This window comes from Xylophilus sp. ASV27 (assembly GCF_016428875.1).
Taxonomy (GTDB): domain Bacteria; phylum Pseudomonadota; class Gammaproteobacteria; order Burkholderiales; family Burkholderiaceae_C; genus Xylophilus.
Genome location: NZ_JAELTO010000327.1, coordinates 1 through 379, shown reverse-complemented (window position 1 = coordinate 379; position 379 = coordinate 1). Strand labels below are relative to the sequence as shown.

Genomic DNA, 379 nt, shown 5'->3' with positions numbered 1-379 from the left:
ATCGTGGGCTCGGAGATGTGTATAAGAGACAGGATCAGGACGGCCTGCAGTGGGTGAGCGCCACGCCCAAGAGCCGCGACGGCCAGTTGCAGCGCGTGCGCGTGGGCTTCAAGAACGATCAGCTCGCCGCGCTCGACATCCTGGACAGCTTAGGCCAGCGCTCGGTGCTGAGCTTTCGCAACCTGCAATCCAACCCCGCGCTGCCGGCCAGCACCTTCGATTTCAAGCCGCCTGCGGGCGCGGATGTGATCCTGTCTCTTATACACATCTGACGCTGCCGACGAAGAGAACCTAGTGTAGGGCTGGGTGGTGGGGGGGGCATGGAAAAAGGGGGGGGGGGGGGGGGGGGGGGGGGGGGGGGGGGGGGGGGGGGGGGGGG

General features: G+C 67.3%; 1 protein-coding gene. It reads left to right on the top strand.

The genetic code is table 11. The features are described from left to right. On the top strand, positions 1 to 272 hold a 272-nt coding region (locus tag JHD63_RS23160), incomplete at its 5' end, for an outer-membrane lipoprotein carrier protein LolA (RefSeq protein ID WP_198973152.1). Between the last annotated feature and the right edge of the window lie 107 nt (positions 273 to 379).